The 15,534-nt window shown below is 67.7% G+C and carries 8 protein-coding genes; 6 read left to right on the forward strand and 2 right to left on the reverse strand.

Annotation, left to right across the window (positions count from 1 at the left end):
* The first annotated feature begins 73 nt into the window (after positions 1-73).
* Both ACFYRY_RS30435 and ACFYRY_RS30440 read left to right on the forward strand, forming a co-directional pair.
* Complete coding sequence (locus ACFYRY_RS30435; protein ID WP_389152542.1) at positions 74-6,949, forward strand: RHS repeat-associated core domain-containing protein; 6,876 nt, start codon at positions 74-76, stop codon at positions 6,947-6,949.
* A 113-nt stretch (positions 6,950-7,062) separates the two neighbouring features.
* Positions 7,063-7,455, forward strand: coding sequence for a hypothetical protein (locus ACFYRY_RS30440; RefSeq protein WP_389152545.1), 393 nt, complete (start codon positions 7,063-7,065; stop codon positions 7,453-7,455).
* A gap of 30 nt (positions 7,456-7,485) precedes the next feature.
* Here ACFYRY_RS30440 and ACFYRY_RS30445 read toward each other — a convergent pair whose 3' ends face one another.
* Together ACFYRY_RS30445 and ACFYRY_RS30450 are read right to left on the reverse strand one after the other, a co-directional pair.
* Positions 7,486-7,713, reverse strand: a complete 228-nt coding sequence (locus tag ACFYRY_RS30445; protein WP_389152547.1) for a hypothetical protein — start codon at positions 7,711-7,713, stop codon at positions 7,486-7,488.
* Positions 7,714-8,182: 469 nt separating this feature from the next.
* On the reverse strand, positions 8,183-9,406 hold the full coding sequence (locus tag ACFYRY_RS30450) for an MFS transporter (RefSeq protein ID WP_389152550.1): 1,224 nt from the start codon (positions 9,404-9,406) through the stop codon (positions 8,183-8,185).
* A 441-nt stretch (positions 9,407-9,847) separates the two neighbouring features.
* Between ACFYRY_RS30450 and ACFYRY_RS30455 the strand changes: the two genes are divergently transcribed.
* The 4 genes from ACFYRY_RS30455 to ACFYRY_RS30470 all read left to right on the forward strand — a co-directional run bounded on the left by ACFYRY_RS30455 (position 9,848) and on the right by ACFYRY_RS30470 (position 15,370).
* The gene (locus ACFYRY_RS30455; RefSeq protein ID WP_389152994.1) at positions 9,848-10,249 is read left to right on the forward strand and encodes a cupin domain-containing protein; all 402 of its coding nucleotides are present in this window, start codon (positions 9,848-9,850) and stop codon (positions 10,247-10,249) included.
* A gap of 412 nt (positions 10,250-10,661) precedes the next feature.
* A complete protein-coding gene (locus tag ACFYRY_RS30460) occupies positions 10,662-13,991 on the forward strand; it encodes a BTAD domain-containing putative transcriptional regulator (RefSeq protein ID WP_389152553.1) in 3,330 nt (1,109 codons plus the stop codon).
* A gap of 38 nt (positions 13,992-14,029) precedes the next feature.
* Positions 14,030-14,464, forward strand: coding sequence for a VOC family protein (locus ACFYRY_RS30465; protein WP_389152556.1), 435 nt, complete (start codon positions 14,030-14,032; stop codon positions 14,462-14,464).
* 81 nt (positions 14,465-14,545) lie between these two features.
* Positions 14,546-15,370, forward strand: coding sequence for an alpha/beta fold hydrolase (locus tag ACFYRY_RS30470; protein WP_389152559.1), 825 nt, complete (start codon positions 14,546-14,548; stop codon positions 15,368-15,370).
* Positions 15,371-15,534: the final 164 nt, after the last annotated feature.

The following is a 15,534-nucleotide window of genomic DNA, read 5'->3' on the forward strand; positions in this document are numbered from 1 at the left end:
CCCTTCGCTCCACTCCGCGGTGTCCGGTTCACCGCTGCCCGCGGAGCGTTCAACGGGAGGAAGACACACCAGCATGAAGACCAGACCACGCACAAGAACGGGCCGGCCCTGGCGCCGGGTGGCCGTGGCCACCGCGGCCGTCCTGACCGCGACCCTCTTACAGGCGTCGGGCGTGCCCGCCGTCGCCCAGGGCTGGCGCAAGCCCGCGCTGCCACAGGCCGAGTCGCCAGTCGCCGGCGGCCCGGCGGGCAAGTCGGTGCCCCGCAAGGTGACGAAGGGACCCCGTACACCCGCAAAGGCGCCCGCGATCAGCTGGCCGAAGGCGAGTGTGTCGGCGGTGACGCTGCGGCAGGAGGCGCCCCGGGTCAAGGGGCTACCGCTCACCGTGGACACGCGGGTCAAGCGGTCCGCTGAGGCGGCCTCCGGCACGTACACCGTCAGCACGTTGTCCCGCTCGGCGGCGCGAAAAATGGGTGTCGACGGGCCGGTCTTCACATTGACGTCCCCTCAGGGCGCCACACAGCGCGGCGGCAAAGTGCGAGCGGGCCTGGACTACTCCTCGTTCGCAGACCTGTACGGCGGCGGCTACGCGGACCGGCTGACCATGGTGCGACTGCCGACGTGCGCGCTGACGACACCGCAGAAGGCCCAGTGCCGTACGACTCAGCCCGTGGAGACCGTCAACGACGCCGAGAAGCAGACGCTGACCACGGACTCGGTCACCCTCAGTGCCAAGACCGCGACGGTACTGGCGGTCACTGCTTCCGCCGGTAGCGACAAGGGCGACTACAAGGCCACGTCTCTGTCCGCCTCCTCGACCTGGAACACGGATCTGAGCAGCGGCTCGTTCGCGTGGTCGTACGACATGGCGGTGCCGCAGGTGCCCGGCGGGCTGACGCCGCAGGTCGGGCTGTCGTACTCCTCCGGCGGTGTCGACGGCCGGACCGGGAACACCAACAACCAGGCGTCGTGGGTAGGGGACGGCTTCGACCTGGCGCCCGGTTTCATCGAGCGCAGTTACAAGGGGTGCGAGGAGGACGGTGTAACCAACGCAGACGGGAACAAGCCGGGAGATCTGTGCTGGGCGTACGACAACGCCACTCTGTCGCTGAACGGCTCGGGCGGGGAACTGGTGCCCAACGGCACCAACTCCTGGAAACTCCAGAACGACGACGGTACGAAGATCGACCGGATCTACGGCTCCTCGTCCGACGTGCGGTCCAACGGCGCGCGCAATGACGAGTACTGGCGGGTGACGACCCCCGACGGTGCGCAGTACTTCTTCGGCTACAACCGGCTGCCGGGCTGGGCGAGCGGCAAAGAGACCACCGACTCGACGTGGACGGCGCCGGTCTTCGGCAACAACGCCGACGAACCGTGCAACGCCTCGACGTTCGAGGCGTCCTGGTGCCAGCAGGGCTGGCGATGGAACCTGGACTATGTCGTCGATCCGCACGGCAACGCGGTCGCGTACTACTACGACAAGGAGACCAACTCCTACGGCCGTAACCTCAAGGCGGCCGACGACACCCCGTATGTGCGCGGCGGCACCCTGGACCGTATCGAGTACGGACTGAAGTCCACAGCCATGTACTCGACGAAGGCCCTGGCCAAGGTCAACTTCACCAACAGCGAGCGGTGCATCCCCGACAGCTCGACCACGTGCTCGTCCATTTCCACGGGTTCCCAGTACTGGTACGACACTCCATGGGACCTGAACTGCGAAGCGGGCACCGACTGCGACAACGGTCGCTTGTCCCCCGTGTTCTTCACCCGCAAGCGGCTGACGAGTGTCACCACACAGGTGCTGGTGTCCGGTGCCTACAGCAACGTCGACGGCTGGAAGCTCACCCACCGGTGGGGCATGGCGGACACCGACTACCAGCTGCTGCTTGACTCCGTCGAACACACCGGCTACAGCGGCACGGCCTCGATCACCCTGCCGAAGGTCACCTTCGCCTACACCGACCTCGCCAACCGCCTCGACAAGATCGGCGACGGCTACGCCCCGTACATCAAGTCCCGGCTGTCCACCGTCTCGGACGAGTCGGGGGGCCAGTTCGACGTCGGTTACTCCGCACCGGTGTGTGACGCCGCCGCGCTGCCCACACCGGAGACGAACACCACCCGTTGCTTCCCGCAGTACATCGGCGGCAGCACGACCGACGACCCGGACCTGCAGTGGTTCAACAAGTACGTCGTCGACACGGTCACCTCGACCGACCGCACCGGCGGCGCGCCCGACCAGGTCACCATGTACGACTACCTGGACGGCGCGGCCTGGCACTACGACGATGACGACGGCATGACCAAGAAGAAGTCCAAGACTTGGTCGCAGTGGCGCGGTTACGGCCACGTCAAGGTGCGCACGGGCGGTCAGGGCGGCGCGGCGGCGATGAAGTCGCAGACCGACAGCTACTTCCTGCGCGGCATGGACGGCGACCGCAAGACGTCCTCGGGCGGCACCAAGAGCGTGTCGGTCACCCTCGACTCGGGTGAGGGCGACCCGATCACCGACCACGAGTCGCAGGCCGGCTTCGCGTACAAGACCGTCAACTACTCCGGCCCCGGCGGCAAGGTGCTCTCCAAGACGGTGAGCCAGCCCTGGTACAAGGAGACCGCGAAGAAGGTCCGCGACTGGGGCACTGTCACCGCCAACTTCACCGGCACCTCCTCGAGCAAGTCGTGGGTCTCTCTGGACGACGGCGCCGGTGCCAAGTGGCAGACGACCTCGACGTCCGACACCCATGACGCCACCACCGGCCTGGTCACCCAGACCGAGGACCTGGGCGACACGACGACCTCGGCCGACGACCAGTGCACCCGCACCACCTACGTCTCCGGCAGCGTCCCCGTGGACGCCCCCGCACGGGTCGAGACGGTGGCCAAGGCATGTGACGCCACCACCAACCGCCCGGCCGACGTCATGTCCGACGTCCGCACCGCCTACGACGGAGGGGCGTACGGCGCCGCGGCGACGAAGGGCGACGCCACCAGAACCGCCAAACTCAAGAAGTACAGCGGCTCCAGCGCGATCTATCTGGAGTCCACCTCCACCTACGACGGCTACGGACGGGCGCTGACGACCACCGACCTGACCGCCGACGTCACGGTCACCGCCGCTGGCGCGCTCACCAGGAGCGCCCGCAGCGACGGACGGACCACGACCACCGCGTACACCCCGACCACGGGCTTTGCGACGAGCAGTTCGGTAACCACCCCGCCCGCGACGGTGGGAGACAGCACCACCGCACAGACGTCGACCACGGCCTACGAGGCGCTGCGCGGGCTGCCGCTCACGGAGACCGACACCAACGGGAAGGTCATCACCTACGCGTACGACGCGTTGGGCCGCAACACCAAGGTGTGGCTGGCCGACCGGACCACCGGTCAGACCCCGACCTACGAGTTCACGTACACCATCACCGACGGTAAGCCGATCGCCGTGGGGACGAAGACCATCGGCAACTCGGGTGCGCAGGACACCTCGTACGCCTTCTACGACGGCTTCCTGCGAGCCCGCCAGACGCAGGCACCCGGCCCGAAGGGCGGAACGCTGCTGGCGGACACCTTCTACGACGAACGTGGTCTGACCGCCAAGGAGTTCGCCACCTACTACACCGACACCACCGCCCCCTCCACCACTTTGTTCAAGCCCGCGAAGGCGCTGAGCGTGGAGACCCAGAACCGTTACACCTACGACGGCCTGGGCCGGGTCACCGAGCTGAAGCAGATCGCCGGCAACGGTGACGGTGGAGCGGTCCTCGGCGTCACGAAGACCATCTACGGCGGCGACCGCACGACGGTCATCCCGCCGGTCGGCGGCACCGCGCAGACCACCGTCACCGACGCCCGCGGCCGCACCACCGAACTGCGCCTGCTGCACGCCCGTGCCGCCGAAGCCGACTACGACACCACGTCGTACGGCTACAGCGCACGCGGTGAGCAGACCAAGGTCACCGACCCGGCAGGCAACGTCTGGACCTGGACGTTCGACCTGATGGGCCGTCTCACCGACACGACGGACCCTGACAAGGGCGCCGGGCACAACGAGTACGACGACCGTTCCCTGCTGACAAGCAGCAAGGACGCCCGCGGTACCGTCCTCGCTGCCGTCTACGACGGTCTCGGCCGCAAGACAGAGCTGCGAGACACCTCTTCGACCGGGACACTGCGCGCGAAGTGGGTCTACGACACGATCAGCGGCGCCAAGGGGCAGCTCGCGTCCAGCTCGCGCTACAGCGGCGGCCAGGAGTACAAGACGAGCGTCGTCGCCTACGACCGGCTGTACCGGCCGCTGCGCACCTCGGTGACGATCCCGTCGAACGAGGGCGCGCTCGCCGGCACCTACCCGTCGACGACCACCTACAACGCCTCGGGCACCGTGCAGGGCGCTGGCTATCCCAAGGCGGGCGATCTGGCCGCCAACACCGTCGCGTACACCTACGAGGACGGCACCCTGCGGCCCATCGGGGTGAGTGGCCCGCTGAACCTGACCGGTAGCACCAGCTACAGCCCGACCGGCAAGCCGCTGCAGTACTCGCTGGCCGCGAACGGCGGGAAGGTGACATACGAGACCAACACCTACCAGTGGGGCACCCAGCGGCTGGCCACCTCACGGGTGGACCGCCAGGACGTCTCGGGCGTCGACCAGTACAACACCTACGCCTACGACGAGGCGGGCAACGTCATGTCCGTCTCGGACACCTCCCGCTCCGGCACCGACAACCAGTGCTTCACCTACGACTACCTTGGCCGGCTGACGGAGGCCTGGGCGCAGTCGATGGCCGGCTGTGCCACCACCCCGACCACCGCCGCGCTGGGCGGCCCGGCCCCGTACTGGTCCTCCTACACCTATGACGTGGTCGGCAACCGGCTGAGCGAGAGCCAGCACGCCACCACGACCGGTGCCTCGGACACCAAGCGGAGCTACCACTACCCCGACCCGGGCGCGGTCCGTCCGCACACTCTGGACTCGGTCGACACCACCACCGGCACGGTCAAGTCCAAGGACAGCTTCACCTACGACGCCGGCGGCTACACCCACACCAGGCAGCTGGGCAACGGCACCTCGCAGACCCTGGACTGGGATGCCGAAGGCCATCTGGCCAAGGTCACCCAGCCGGTGGAAGGCGGCAGCGACAAGGTCACCGAGTATCTGTACGACGCCGACGGCAACCGCCTGATCGGCCGTACCACCACGGAGACCACGCTCTACCTGGGCGCCACTGAGATCACTCTGGCGAAGGGCGCCACGACCACCAAGGGCACCCGCTACTTCGACGTCGGTGGCGGGCACCAGGCCGTCCAGGCCAACGACGGAACCATCTCCTTCACTCTGGCCGACCACAATGGCACAGCTCAGCTGTCCGTCAACGCGGCCACCCAGGCGATCACCCAGCGCCGCACCCTGCCGTTCGGCGGACTGCGTGGCACCGAGCCGGCCACCTGGACCGGCACCAAGGGTTTCGTCGGCGGTACAACCGACACCGCAACGGGCCTCACGCACCTCAGTGCGCGCGAGTACGACCCCGCCACCGGCCGCTTCCTGTCGGTCGACCCGGTCTTCACGGCGGGCGACCCGCAGCAGATGCACGGCTACACCTACGCCAAGAACAACCCCATCACTTACAGCGACCCCTCCGGGCTGTGCGCAGAGCTCAACTGCCCAACCCGCAACTGCCCCTCCTGCCTCAACGCCACCCCAGGCGACAAAGCCAGCACCGAGGCGGCGATGCGCGACTATGCCGGCTCGGGCAGCACCCCCACCAATACACCCGGCCACGTCCGGGCCACGTGGGTGGCGGCGAATACCCCGGTGACCACGGACATCGACAAGCTGGCCGACCAGTACTGGTCCCCCCGCATGAACGGGGAGTTCACGGACGACTTCTGGTACAACCCAGTCTACGAGTCGTCCGTGGAGGGCTCCGCCTGCTACGGGCGCGAGGGTTGCCGGCAGGCCTACCTGTACGTGCTACACGGCGGCAAGGATGTCGACAAGGCCAAGGAAATCGCGGCCACCTACTGCGTCTATCACGCCGAGCAATGCGCGGACGAGGCCAAGGAAGTCGCCAGAGGCAAGACCATCGAGGGCTACATCAACGAGGCGTTCCTAGGGTATCTCGGCGGTGCCGTGGGAGCCGAGAGCAAGGCGGCCGGCGCTTGCCGGAACAGTTTCGTCCCCGGCACCGAAGTCCTCATGGCCGACGGCACCACCAAGCCCATCGAGGACGTCGACATAGGGGACGAGGTCCTCGCCACCGATCCGGAGACCGGCGAGACCAAGACTGAGACGGTCACTGCCGAAATCAAGGGCACAGGGCTCAAGCACCTCGTCAAGGTCACCGTTGACATCGACGGCAAGAAGGGGGCCAGGACGGCATCGGTCACCGCGACCGACGGGCATCCGTTCTGGGTCCCGGAACTCGGGGTATGGGTTCGGGCCACCGGTCTTGAGCCGGGCGAATGGCTGAGCACCGGCGCGGGAACGCGAGTCCAGATCACTGCGGTCAAACGTTGGACGGCGCCGACGGCCACCGTTCACAATCTGACCGTCAGTGACGTGCACACGTACTATGTGCTGGCGGGGCAGACTCCGGTTCTGGTTCACAATTCCGGAGGGGCGTGCAAGGAAGTAACCCTGCCTAGCTCTGGCAGTTTCGAGCAAGCTCGCAACAAGGCGCTCGATCTGCTGGGTGAGGTCGATCCAGCTACTCGGCAGCCGTACATCGGCCGTCTCGAATCTGCGCCGACGACCTACGGCAAGGTAGTGGGATTCACTACTCGGGTGAACGGCGAATTCAAGAGGTTCAGAATGGATTACGATCCGGTGAAGGGTCCCCATATCAACGTGGAAGTCGGTAAGGGCGACTCTGCACGTAAATGGGCAGTGCCATGGAATGGCACAGAAGACGATTTTGCGAGAATGCTTGGCGGTAATTCGTGACACTCGACGGTGTATACGGAACCAGGCCGGACCTCCTGCCCCGGTCTATGGTTCGAGTGGTTCGTGCAGATCAACAGGGTGACCGACGGCTAACTTGGGTTGGGCGGCCGGGTGTGCAGTTGCTGAACCTGGATCAGCATCTCCAGTATGAGCGCGAAAGCCTCAGTCATTATCCGCGTAGCTCTGACGGTGCGATTGTGTGGGGTGCGGTGGCTGATGGTTTGGTGCTCAGCTCGATGGAATCGGGTTCCATCGAGCTGAGCACCGTAATCCAACAGTTCGCCCCGAAAGCTAGCAGCCTAATCTTCTTCTGGGAGAGCCTGGCGGTCCCGAGTGTAGAGATAGGGCTCGAATCCTCTATCTCTTACCTGCCGGACATCATGGAATCGGTACCGGAACTCTGGATCTATTCACCCGGCGGCCGCATTGTGGTGGAGAGTTCTTTCTCTGGCGTAGTGACCGTGGCCCGTATTCCTGTGGAAGTCTATGGCCAGAGTCCTGCGTAACGCCGTTTGACGGCAACGCTGACGGCAACGTCAGCGGACGACCACCGCTGAGGGTGGCGGCTCTTCGGAGTCGCTGCCCTCAGCCAGTACATCGCCCAGGGTGTCGATGGCCTGGCGCTGGAGGCGGAGTCGTACGTGGGCGTAGACGCCGGCGGTGACGCCGATGTGGGCGTGGCCGAGGAGTTCCTTGATGACGACAAGGTCGACGCCCGGTTCCAACAACCGGGTCAACCTGATCCAGCTCCGCGCCGCGCTCATCCTCGCTGTCGGGCTCCTGGACCGGGCCGCCCAGGCCGTGCGGGTGACCCCGCCATGGGCCGTCGCAGAGGAACCGTTCGGTGGATGGCTTGTAGGACCTTTACAGTGCCCTCGCCCGTCTCTCCGATCAGACGCAGCATCGCTGACAGCCCGGCGTCGGTCGCGCTGGCAGGCTGGCGACAACCTCTCCGGTGGACAGTCGGTGGACAGACGCCTTTGGACGGTGCATCACGGGGTAGCACGGGTCAACCTGTTGCATGTGCTCTGATCAGGTAGGACGTCACTGGACAGCACGACGAGGCATTCCGTAACACGATGCCTCACGGTCTCGTAATGCGTAGGTCTCGGGTTCGAATCCCGAAGGCGGCTCCGGAGTGAACCCCAGGTCAAGACTAATGACCTGGGGTTTTCTTTTTGATTGACCTTGGTATTCGGGCTGCCGCGGCGAGCAGGTTGGGAGTCGTCCGCTCTACGAGTCGGTACGACTCCGTGTGGTGGAGACCTGGACCCCGTTCAGCTGACCGTCCGCCACGGGGGCGGAACGCCACAGGAACGCGGGAAGCAGTGCGAAGAGGATGCCGGCCAGGCCGAGGAGGCTGATGGACCGGCCGGCGCCGAACCGGTCCGCGGCCACCCCGGCCAGGAACGCTCCCACGCCCTGCGCCGTCGCGTTCATCGATCCGGCGATTCCCATGCCGCGGCCGCGCTGGTCGCCGGGGAGCAGGTCGACGAAGGAGGACGCCGCGACCACGGTCAGCACGGCCCACAGGGCTCCGCTGAAGCCGAAGGCCAGGATGATCAGAAGGGGGTCGCTCGCTGTGAAGACCGGCAGCAACGGTACGCACGGCGCCAGGCAGGCCACCGGGAAGATCCGCGCGTACCGATCCGGGGTCACGTATCTGGCGAATACCGCCAGCGCGACGACGGAGAACAGACCCTCCGAAGCCATGAACAGCCCGGCCCAGCCGCCGCCGAGCCCCAGCTCGAACACCAGTGGCGCGGCGAGTGCCTTGGGCGCGGTGAGGAACACGCCGGTGACGGTGGACAGCAGGATCGCGCGCCGCGCCGGCGACCGCCAGATGAACCCGAACGTCGAAGCCGCGCTGCCGGCGGCCGAGGCGGTCGCCACGGGCGGGCGCGACCGCACGAACAACCGCACCACCAGCGCCGCCGCCCCGAAGGTGAGCCCGTCGACGACCAGACAGATGGCCGGATCGAACGCCGTGGCGATGAAACCGCCGACGCAGAACCCGACGAGCTGCCCGCCTTGGGACAGCGACTGCCGCACGGCCATGCCGGCGCCGTACTGCTCGTGTGGCAGGACGTCGCGCAGGAGAGCCAGGCGCGCGGCGGTGTAGGGCCCGCTCAGGAACGATGACACGGCGACCAGGCAGCACAACGCGCCGAACGGGGCACCGGGAACAGCCATAGCCAGGACGATCGCCGCCCGCACCGCGTCGATCGTGATGGAGACCTCGCGCCGCGGCCGCCGGTCGGCCAGCGGGGAGAGCAGAAATCCTCCGGCGACGGTGGGCAGGTAGGTCAGTGCGTACGTCAGTCCGCTGAGTCCTGCGGACCGGGTCCGCTCGAAGACCAGCAGCGCGAGCGCCACCCGCGACAGTTGGTCGCCTACCACCGACAGCGTCTCGGCCACCGCGATCGCGCGAAATTCTCTATTGCCCATCAGCGACATGGGTTCGAACGGTTCCACAACGAAGTGAAAATCCAGTTCCGGCCGCTCGTCATGTATTCACTGACGACAGTTTTTGATCCAGTCGGAGGGAAGTCGCGGCCTGTTCAATGGAACGCGGTTCGGGTGGACGCCAGGATTTCGAGTCGTTCTGACGCTTTCACCCTGGCTCCTTTATGTGTCCGATCGTCAGGGAGGTGAATCATGACGAAGCTCGCTGACTGGTGACACCGGTGATCGGTGCGGCCGAGGTTGTTCTCCGATCGCGAGGGAGGTGAATCATGACGAAGTCCCCTGACTGGTGACACCGGTGATCGGTGCGGCCGAGGTTGTTCTCCGATCGGACGTCTCTGCAGGCAGCCTCGGCCGGCCGTGCGTGATCGAAAGAGCGAAAGGAAGTCCTTGTTCAGTAAACGGAAGGCGATCGGTGCCGCCGTCGCCACGATGACGGCCGGCGCATCGCTGGTGCTTGCCGCGCCCGCGCAGGCGACGCCGCCAGGACCCGGCGTGGTCGGCACGATCATCGCCCAGAAGACGGTCGGCGACACCGACTACATCCTGCGCGAGATAACGATCCCGGCAGGTCAGGCCACCGGGTGGCACTATCACACCGGCACCCTCTACGGCCGGGTCAAGCAAGGCACGCTGAGCCACTTCGACGCGACGTGCACGTCTGACGGGGTCTATCCGCGCGGCAGCCTCATCCAGGAGCCGAGCGGTGCGGATCACGTACACATAGGCATCAACCGCGGTTCCACGCCGGTAGTGCTCGAGGTCCTCTACGTCCTGCCGACCGGCTCCCCGTTGTCGGTCGACGCGGGGAATCCCGGGTGCGGATTCCAGTGATCGGCCGCCTCGCATGAGCTGATCCGGGCCCGATGAAAGAGACGCGCGTCGGTTCGGCGCCGCCGGACCGGCGCGCGTCCGTCACGACGATTCAGAGATCGTTCCCGTCCGCGGCGGGCGGCGCCCGCCGCAGGAGCCGCCTCGGGTTCCTCGTCCTGTCCGTCGTGCGTCGAAGCGTGACGTCAACGATCCGTCAACGCGCCGTAGACACCCAACCGGTTGCCTTGGTCAGGCAGCGGTCCAGCCGTTCCGGCGCGATGCGCCACACCCTCACACCAGGCCTCCAGCCGGCTGAGGGGCGACGGCTCCGCTGAATCGATCCTCGCGTGCGAGCTCTGGCCTGCACAGGTCTCGAGCAGACGCACTCCGCACGGTAAACACATCTGTATCGGTGTACCCGGGGGCTGTAGGCGTGACTGTGGCAATCCGTTCTGTTCTGTCCGGCGGCGGCGACGACCGGCCGACTGATGACGTTTCCCTACGTCTGCAGATCCTTGGTCCGTTACGGGCCTGGCGCGGCGGTGTCGAACTGGACGCGGGCCCGCGACAGCAGGCTTACCTGCTCGCCCTGCTTCTCGCCCGCGCGGGCCGGCCGGTCAGCACCACCGAGCTGATCGACCTGATGTGGGACGACGGCGTTCCGGCCAGTGCCCTCAACGTCATCCACAAATACGTCGGCGCCCTACGGCGCCTCCTCGAACCCGGACTTCCTGTCCGCGGCACCGGCTCGTACCTTCATCGCCGCGGCAACGGTTACCTGTTCACCGCCGGCCTCGGGATGCTCGACCTGGTCACCTTCCGAGAGTGCGTGGCGAGGGCCAAGACCGCCCTCGCACAGCGGCACCACGAAGTGGCGCTCGACAACTACGTGGAAGCGCTGGATCTATGGCATGGTCCCGCCGGCGACGGCATGACCCACGGACACACCGCGATACCCATCTTCGCCGCCCTCGACGCCGAGTTGTACGACGCGTGCGCGGCAGCGGCTGACCTCGCGGTGTCGCTGGCCCGTCCCGAGCGGGTGCTCCCCGCGTTGCACCTGGCCGCGTCGATGACGCCCCTGCACGAACCCGTCCAGGCCGCCCTCATCTCCGCCCTTGCCGCGGCCGGGCAGCAGGCGGAGGCACTGTCGTTGTTCAGCGCGGTCCGTGCACGTCTCGCCGAAGATCTCGGCATCGACCCCGGTCCAGCGCTTCAGGCCGCACATCGGCGGGTGTTGATGCCCACTGAGCCGTCGGCGGCCGTGACGGGTACGGACAACACCGGCGGCGGCGCGCAGACGAGTGCGGCGGGCAGCCTGGTCGGCCGGGCCGAGGAACTCACGGTGCTGCGGCAGACCATGGAGCCGGCGTTCACCGGCGGCACAGCGATCGGCGTCGTCGAGGGCGAGCCGGGCGTCGGCAAGACCCGCCTGCTGGAGGAGGTCACCGCTGAGGCGGAACGGCGCGGGGCGCTCGTCGTCTGGGGCCGCTGCCTGGACGGCGACGGGACACCCTCGATGTGGCCGTGGGTGCGGGCGATCGGCACGGTCCTCGACGGCCTGCCCTCCCCTGCCCGGGAGGAGTGGCTCGCCGGCGAGCTCGGCCGCCTCCTCGAACCGCGCGATGACGTCCTTGCCGCACCCGTGCTGCCGGACAGTGGCTTCCGGTTCCGCCTGTTCGAGCGGGTCGTCGCCCTCATCGGCCAGGCCTCGGCCCAGCGGCCGGTGGTGCTCGTGATCGACGATCTCCAGTGGGCGGACGGTGCCTCTCTGCACCTGTTCGGGCACCTGGCGGCCCGGCTACCGGCCAACACCGTGGTCCTCGGCGCGCTGCGCGACCGCGCACCGGCACCCGGCTCGGAGCTGTCCCGGATGCTCGCCGCGGTCAGCCGGGTCCCCGGCCACCGACGGTTCCGGCTCGGCCCCCTCAGCCCCGACGAGGTGGCCGAACTGGTCCGCCGCGAGACCGGCCGGAAGACCGGCCGCAGCGCTGCTCAGAGCATCTACACGCGCACCGCGGGCAACCCCTTCTTCGTCCGGGAACTGTCCAGGCTGCTCGCCGACGGCGGCGCGCTCACCGACGACGCCGCAGCCCGCGCCGGGGTGCCGGCCACCGTGCGAGATGTCGTCCTCGACCGGATGGCCGGCCTCGACGGCGACGCCAGGGACCTCTTGCAGATCGCCGCGCTCATCGGCAGCGACGTCGAACTCGGCCTGCTCGTCCGCGTTGCCGGTCTCGACGTCGAGAGCTGCCTGGAACGCCTTGAGCCCGTGGAAGCACTCGGCCTGCTCGAGTCCAGGCCGGACAATCCGTTCGCGTTCCGGTTCGCACACGACCTCGTCCGTGAGGCTGTCTCCGCGACGACGTCGCCATCGCGGGCAACCCGGCTGCACCTGCGCGTCTCGGACGCTCTGGACGCGACAGGCCCCGACGGCGAGTCCGTCGCCGAGCGCCTCGCCCACCACCTGTGGGCTGCCGGACCGCTCGCTGACCCCGCCCGCACCGCGGCCACACTGGTGCGTGCGGGGCGGCGCGCGGCGGGCAAATCCGCGCTGGAGGCCGCCGAGCGCCGGTTGCGGTCGGCCGCGCACGTGGCGCGGACGGCGGGCCTCACGGAGTGGGAGCTGACGGCCCTGTCGCAGCTCACCGCGGTTGTCGGGATGCGGTCGATGTACGGCTTCTCGTCGCTCGATCTGCTGGAGCGAGCCGAGCATCTGGCCCGTGGCCTCGGCCGGGAGGCAGAGGCGGCAGGCTTCCTCTATTCCCGCTGGGCCGCCCACGCCCAGGCCATCGAGCTCGACCGCAGCGGTCCGCTCGCGCGCCGGCTGCTGGAGCAGGGCGAGGCGTCCTCCGATCCGTTCGTGCTCGCCTGTGGCCTGCAGGCATGGGGCATCCACCAATGGGACGTCGGCAACATCGAGGAGGCATTCGGGTACCTCAACCGGTCCAGGGCCGTGGCCCTCGATCTCGCCCAGCGCGAGGAGAATCCGGTCCGGCACGACCTCCAGTTGCTCATGACCGGGATGATCGCGGAGGTGACCGCGCTGCACGGTGACGTCGAGGGGGCGCGGGCTCTGCTCGACGTGCTGGAGGACGCCGCGGGCGAGGATCCGTACATGATCACGATCTGGGCCACCTTCGCGGCGAGGATCGCAGCGAACGTCGGTGATCCGTTTCAGGCGCTACGCGGGGCGGAACGGGGGATCGCCGTGGACCCCGACTTCTCCTTCGTCTTCCTCGGCACCTACCAACGGCTGGCCCGTTGCTGGGCGCTGGCCATGACCGGCGACGATCCGGTCGGCGCCGCGGTGGAGGCCCAGCGGATCATCACGGCGAACCTCCTCAACCCGCCGCGTTCTTGTGTCGCCACGTGGTACGGCCTGCTCGGTGAGATGTGGTTGGCGGGTGGGGCGACAGACGAGGCCGCCGCCGCACTCGACCGGGCCGACCTGTTCCTCGAAACCCGTGGCCAGCGCTATCCGGAGGGCCTGATCCTTCTGTTGCGGGCGCGGCTGCTGCAGGCTCGCGGGGAACCGGCCGCCGTGGTCCGGGCCACCGCCGAAAAGGCCCGGGAGTTGTCCGCCGAACGCGGGGCTCACCTGTTCGCTCGCCGTGCCGAAACGTTCCTGGCGGAGATGGGAAAGCCCGTCCCGGAGCCACAGAATATTCAGTCGTCGATCCACAAAGCGCTCACTCGCAATCAAGTGGATATCCCTAACGTGAACCACGAGACTGCGAATGCGAACCGCCGCATTTCGTAGCCGCGGATTTTCCGCCTTGTAAGGGAAGGAGGTCGGAAATGGGTGATGCGACCGCTCCGCCCATCAGCGGGCTGCACCACTTCGCTTTCACCGTCCGGGACCTCCAGGCAAGTGTCGCCTGGTATCGGAAAGTCTTCCAGGCCACTCTCGTCGCCGGGGACCTGCCGCACTTCGGCCGCGAGTGGACGGGGTTCGCGCGTCTGGTCGTCGAGCCGCACACGGGCCTGACCATCAGCCTGCACCACAACGAGAACAACAACGACGCGGAGTTCGACGAGGCGCGTACCGGACTCGACCACGTCTCGCTGCGGGTGGAGGGGCGCGAAGGGCTTCAGGCGTGGGCGGACTGGCTGGACAGTATCGGCGTCGCACACTCCGGCATTCAGAGCAGGAGAGAGCCGTTCGTCTTCTCGGCCATCGTCTTCCGGGACATCGACAACATTCAGTTGGAAGTCGTCGCCCTCGACATCTGACCCGGTGTGAGCCGGCTGTCCCGCGGGTTCACGCCATGACCCGCACATCCTTCCGCCAACAATCAGTGAGTGAGGTGTGGCATGCCCACGATCACGACCTCGGACGGCACGGAAATCTTCTTCAAGGACTGGGGTTCAGGTCAGCCGATCGTCTTCAGCCACGGGTGGCCGCTGTCGTCCGACGACTGGGACACCCAGATGCTGTTCTTCCTGCGTCACGGTTACCGGGTGATCGCCCACGACCGGCGCGGGCACGGCCGGTCGGCGCAGGTCGGCGAAGGCCACGACATGGACCACTACGCCGACGACCTGGCCGCCCTGACCGAGCAGCTCGACCTGCGGGACGCCGTCCACGTCGGGCACTCCGCCGGAGGCGGCGAGGTGGCACGCCACATCGGGCGCCACGGCGAGGCTCGGGTGGCGAAGGTGGCCCTGATCAGCGCCGTGACGCCGTCCATGCGGCAGACGCCGGGCAACCCTGACGGCCTGCCGCAGGGAGCCTTCGACGGCCTGCAGGCCGGACTGGCCGCGGGCCGCGCCGAGTTCTTCCGTGGCGTGGCATCCGGCCCGTTCTACGGCTTCAACCGGCCGGGCGTCGAGCCGTCCGAGGCGCTGATCGACAACTGGTGGCGCCAGGGCATGGTGGGCGCCGCGAAGGCCCAGTACGACTGTGTCTCGGCGTTCGCGCAGGAGGACTACACCGAGGACCTCAAGAAGATCAGTGTCCCGGTCCTGGTGATGCACGGCGACGACGACCAGATCGTTCCCTACGCCGCCACGGCGCCACGGACCGCCGAACTGGTGCAGAACGGCACGCTCAAGACGTACGAGGGCTTCCCGCACGGAATGCCGGCCACGCAGGCCGACACGATCAACGCCGACCTGCTGGCCTTCATACAGGCCTGAACGGGCGTGCGCTGACCGGTCGTGCGCTGACCGGTCGTGCGCTTCCGCGGCCATCCGTACGGCCGATGGCCCCCAGAACCGGGCGTCCCGCGCTCCGGCCGCGATCGAGCTGATCTCGCTGGTCGAGAAGACCAATGCCCAGCCCGCTACCAGAGGAGAAAACC

Source organism: Streptomyces sp. NPDC005263 (assembly GCF_042872365.1).
GTDB lineage: Bacteria > Actinomycetota > Actinomycetes > Streptomycetales > Streptomycetaceae > Streptomyces.

Bases quoted from the DNA above. Each gene is read 5' to 3' on its own strand.
- ACFYRY_RS30470 (WP_389152559.1), top strand. From the start codon at position 14,546: ATGCCCACGATCACGACCTCGGACGGCACGGAAATCTTCTTCAAGGAC.
- ACFYRY_RS30465 (WP_389152556.1), top strand. From the start codon at position 14,030: ATGGGTGATGCGACCGCTCCGCCCATCAGCGGGCTGCACCACTTCGCT.
- ACFYRY_RS30450 (WP_389152550.1), bottom strand. From the start codon at position 9,406: ATGTCGCTGATGGGCAATAGAGAATTTCGCGCGATCGCGGTGGCCGAG.
- ACFYRY_RS30445 (WP_389152547.1), bottom strand. From the start codon at position 7,713: ATGAGCGCGGCGCGGAGCTGGATCAGGTTGACCCGGTTGTTGGAACCG.
- ACFYRY_RS30455 (WP_389152994.1), top strand. From the start codon at position 9,848: ATGACGGCCGGCGCATCGCTGGTGCTTGCCGCGCCCGCGCAGGCGACG.
- ACFYRY_RS30435 (WP_389152542.1), top strand. From the start codon at position 74: ATGAAGACCAGACCACGCACAAGAACGGGCCGGCCCTGGCGCCGGGTG.